This is a genomic window from Methanospirillum sp. (assembly GCF_035406105.1).
Classification (GTDB): domain Archaea; phylum Halobacteriota; class Methanomicrobia; order Methanomicrobiales; family Methanospirillaceae; genus Methanospirillum.
In genome coordinates, this window is record NZ_DAONKG010000195.1 from 1 (window position 1) to 4524 (window position 4524).

The following is a 4524-nucleotide window of genomic DNA, read 5'->3' on the forward strand; positions in this document are numbered from 1 at the left end:
TGATGACTATTGCACACAATAAGAAAACACATAAATAAAGTTTTATTTTACATTCATGGGCTTTCATGATTTATCATCATTCTTATGCAATAAATTATTATCTAAATACTTTAGAGCATATCTCCTCTACCTGGTGCCCCGATGACGGTGTCAAATTACAAACGGATATATACGTTATTCCATGGGTATCGACGCTGGTTTCTTCTCTCAATCATCCTGAATATCATTTTTGCTGCCGGCGCCCTGGCCATACCTGCACTCAGTGCAGCACTTATTGATTACGGAATCCTTGAGAAAAATTTCGGAAACGTCCTGGATATAGGTTTTCTGATGCTGATTGCCGCCCTCATAGCAGGGATATGTCAGATTGCAAATGCATCCATCGCGGTCTGGGCATCCGAATACTGTACGCACATGTGTACCACAACGAAAGGGGTGAGCCTGAAGGAGAGATACTTCAAGATATTAATCTGATTGCTGAACCCGGAGATATATTTCTTTCTTTTCTGACTGGATGAAGTTCGCGATATCCGCAAGCGGGTGCTCAGCATCGGCAAGTATTTCCTTTTGTGTCTTTTCATCCGGGGCTCCACCATAGGGGATATAATCATCAACCATCCGGATCATCCATCCTGCCTGAAGTGATGAACCATTTTTTTCAGCAGGGTATCCAAATGAAGGAGAGCATAAAAAAAACTGACAGTCTCATTTTGAAATGCATATCTCAAAAGGTACATAAATACGAAAACCCACATAGTAATATTCTGGTCTTGGTATGATTTTCGTGCTTTTTGTGGATGATGAACCTGATCTTCTGGAGATCACCAAGTTATTTTTAGAAAAAACCGGGGAATTTACCGTCTATACAGCTCACTCAGCAGATGAAGGCTTTCAGATTCTAGAGGAGAAACCAATTGAGGTCATCATTTCCGACTACCAGATGCCGGAGAAAGACGGAATTGAGTTTTTAAAAGCGATTCGATCCCGTCAGGACAAGCGACCATTCATTCTTTTTACCGGCCGGGGAAGAGAAGAGATTGTTATCGAAGTTATCAACAGCGGTGCAGATTTTTATCTACAGAAAGGAGGGGATGTCAGATCCCAGTTTGTTGAACTTGCCTCAAAGATCAGACAGGGAGTTTTTCGCTATCGTGCTGAGCAGCAGCTGATTAAAAATCATGAAGAACTTCAGGCTGCTTATGAAGAACTTGCAGCATCCGAAGAGGAATTAAAATCTAACTTTGAGGAACTAGCAGAGAGCAGACAGGCCCTTGCAGAAAGTGAACGAAAACTATCAGACATAATAAACTTTCTTCCTGATCCCACATTTGCAATCAATTCCAAAGGGCAAATCCTGATATGGAATAAAGCGATTGAAGAGATGACCGGTTTTTCTTCTGAACGTATGATAGGAAAAGGGAACTATGAATATGCCATTCCATTTTATGGAGAACGAATGCCGATTCTTATCGACTACATACTATCAGGTATCCCCGATGTCGAAAAAAGATACACATATATTCAAAACGACGGGAACAAAATATCAGCAGAGACTGTATACCCAAAACGTCAGGGAAAACCGATGATTGCCTGGGTTATCGCATCACCCCTCTATAATGAATCTGGTGAGATTATCGGTGCAATTGAATCAATTAGGGATATCACCATTCAAAAAGAGAATGAGAAAAAATTACAGAAAAGCGAGGAGTTATACCGGAGTGTTATAGAAAATATCCAGGACGGGTATTACCGGAGTGATAAGGATGGAAACCTGATTCTTGCCAGCCCTAGTTTTGCCAGGTTATTTGGATACGATTCCGTTGATGAAGTGCTATACCGGCCTATTGCGAATACATTTTATTATAACCCTCAAGAGCGGGAAATTTTTTTAAAAAAGATACAGGAGACCGGATCTCTCGAAAGTGAAGAGATTACTGTCAAAAAGAAAGATGGAACTCCTTTTATTGTCGCAGTCTCAAGTCATTTTTATTATGATCAGAATGGAGATATCGCCGGTGTTGAGGGGATATTCAGGGATATATCAGTCAGAAAACAGATTGAGATGGAACTTCGAGAAAAAGAAGAACGGCTTGAGATGATTATTCAGAATGCTCCATTTGGTATTCATACCTATATGCTGCAGGAAGATTCCCGGCTTATCCTTTCCGGATCAAATGCGGCAGCAGACACGATCCTTGATATAAATGCCCGTACCCTCATCGGTAAACCAATAGAATCTATCTTCTCCGGTCTGATACATACAGACACACTGGATCTGTTACGACAGACTGCCCTGAACGGAGAGCGTTTTTCTCCATTGTGTATCGATTTTGAAGACGGAAAAAAAGACGCAAAATCAAAATACAGGCATTCAAATCAGGTAAAGAGAGCATTGCAGTCTTCATTCAGAATATATCTTAAAAATTAACTGTATTATGAGTGTCAGAGAATGATCCATGGTTACCAAATCTGCTTATATACCAAGATCATGAGATGGATAACGCTATGAATCATGGGAAGAGGAATAGGGACTCGCATACCATCGCGGATGCCTGCATACGGCTGGCGTCAATCCACGTGCGGGGCGAATTAGGCAAAGCTATTGCCGATCTCGTTCTTACTTATGATCCAAAAGATATTAATCAGATGAAAGTGAATTTTTCAAATAAAATTGAGACATTTTCACCTGATTATAAAAAAGAACTGGAAGAATCCATTGCAGCGTTTCTGAATGGAACATATCAGACTCTCCGTCTGATGAATCAGCAGGGTTCTTTTGCCACAATGTTAGAACCGGTGTGGGAAAATGCAGGTACATACTGGGATATGGTCAGAAATCAGTGCTCATCGGATGATGATGCCAAAAACCTCCTTCGATTCTTAAAATATCTGTTGTCTGGTTTTTGCATGTTTGTCCAGGAGATACCGGGTCATCCGGTCGGCATGCCCTTTCCCGGAGGAGATAAAGTCGATTATATTGACGGGAAATACTATTGCCCGGTTCGGACAAAAGCACACGATGTTGATGCAGCCCTTTGTCCGTTTTGCCCTGCACTGCAGACCCCGGAAATCGGATATCTTAAGCCACCAGTGAAGGCGAGTAAGCATCGAAAGCAGGAGTATATTAAGAATATCTACGATTACCACCATTTTAACGGATAACTTGAAGCTTTTCACAGTCGAACATATCATTGAATCAGAAGGAAGAACTGGTGAGATACTCATTCTCCCTTTCTATTGCTTCCCCAATCCGATGCTTAATAATACGGGTACTGTTTTCAAACCTGGGGTTGAGAACTTGTTGTGTCCCATTTTCTTTCAGCCCGGCGATATCTGAACCGGATGTATACGTATCTGAAATTAATCTCTGGATTCTATAAATAAACGGTTTCAAGTCGTTTTGTCGCTGAAACTATCACGGTATCCGGAGCAGGAACTGACTGGTCAGAATCAGAACCGATAACCAGAAGACCGGGGAGGATTTGAGCGGGATATCCGAAGATATAATGAAAGCCATGACCTTGAGCCAATTACTTGATTATATATCAGTCAGGGTAAATAAGGAGAAGGTAACCGGTGAAGATTATCAAATGAATTTAATGTTATCGGACACCGGTGACAAGGCTTTGATACAGGTCAAAAATGATGTGCTTGTCTACCGGGTAGATGTGATTTCTTCCGAAGCAGATGTGACCGTGACTATGCCAAGAAAGACCCTTGAACAACTCGCCCTCAATCCGACAGTTACGCCGGAAGATGTCACCATAACCGGAGATTCAGGTTTGTTTGACCGGTTTGTCAGTATGCTTGATGTATTTGATCCAGGGTTTAATATCGTCATTCCCTAACTTTTCTCATTTTTTTTAGAGGGATAACAACCTTTATCCCACCTCACTACAGAATCACAGTAATTCTCTCTCGAAAAAATGTAATTCATGATTCTGTGTGTGAAATGAGAACTTGAAAGAGGTACCATGGATGAAAACCGTCTTTGTCCGGCAGGAGCGATGTGTCGGGTGCAGGCATTGTGAAGTGGCCTGTGCAATTGCACATTCACAGAGTAAGAGTCTGATTCCGGCAATCCTGGAAGAAACGAAGTCTTACCCACGCATCTTTGTAGAGACTGTTGATAATTATCTGAAATTCCCAAACCGGTGCAGACATTGTGACCCTGCCCCCTGTATGCAGGTCTGTCCGACCGGATCACTCAGCCGGGATGATAAAACCGGTTCTGTTCTTGTTGATTATCTGAAATGTATCAGTTGTGGGATCTGTGCCATGGCCTGTCCTTTTGGGATCATAGAGTTTCGAAAGGTTCAAAAACCTGGACCTGATCGGGAAGTCAATGCAAAATGTGACAACTGTATTGAAAGGCTTGGAGAAGGGAGAATCCCGGCATGTGCCGAGGCATGCAAAACTGGTGCTCTTGCATTTGGGGAGATCAATGATCTTATCAGGGTCGCCAGGAGTGATTTTACCACCCGGATAATCACATCACGAGGAGCGGAGACCGAAGTTCCCGTC

6 protein-coding genes are annotated in these 4524 nt (G+C 42.2%); 5 read left to right on the top strand and 1 reads right to left on the bottom strand.

Annotated features, from left to right (window positions below):
- The first annotated feature begins 141 nt into the window (after positions 1-141).
- The gene (locus PLA23_RS10690) at positions 142-474 is read left to right on the top strand and encodes a hypothetical protein (RefSeq protein ID WP_324329109.1); all 333 of its coding nucleotides are present in this window, start codon (positions 142-144) and stop codon (positions 472-474) included.
- Here PLA23_RS10690 and PLA23_RS10695 read toward each other — a convergent pair.
- Positions 466-618 carry a hypothetical protein gene (locus tag PLA23_RS10695; RefSeq protein ID WP_324329111.1) on the bottom strand — a complete coding sequence of 51 codons (153 nt, stop codon included), beginning with the start codon at positions 616-618 and terminating at the stop codon, positions 466-468. The genes PLA23_RS10690 and PLA23_RS10695 overlap by 9 nt on opposite strands.
- Positions 619-775: 157 nt before the next feature.
- On the opposite strand from PLA23_RS10695, the gene PLA23_RS10700 reads away from it, so the two are divergent.
- From PLA23_RS10700 to PLA23_RS10715, 4 genes are all read left to right on the top strand, one after another.
- A complete protein-coding gene (locus PLA23_RS10700; RefSeq protein ID WP_324475170.1) occupies positions 776-2428 on the top strand; it encodes a response regulator in 1653 nt (550 codons plus the stop codon).
- A gap of 77 nt (positions 2429-2505) precedes the next feature.
- Positions 2506-3162 (top strand): DUF2115 domain-containing protein, encoded by a 657-nt coding sequence (locus PLA23_RS10705; protein ID WP_324329115.1) that lies wholly within the window; start codon positions 2506-2508, stop codon positions 3160-3162.
- Between the two features lie 320 nt (positions 3163-3482).
- On the top strand, positions 3483-3848 hold the full coding sequence (locus PLA23_RS10710) for an alkyl sulfatase C-terminal domain-containing protein (RefSeq protein ID WP_324475171.1): 366 nt from the start codon (positions 3483-3485) through the stop codon (positions 3846-3848).
- A 130-nt stretch (positions 3849-3978) separates the two neighbouring features.
- Positions 3979-4524 (top strand): 4Fe-4S dicluster domain-containing protein (locus PLA23_RS10715; protein WP_324475172.1); only part of this gene is annotated, 546 nt, incomplete at its 3' end.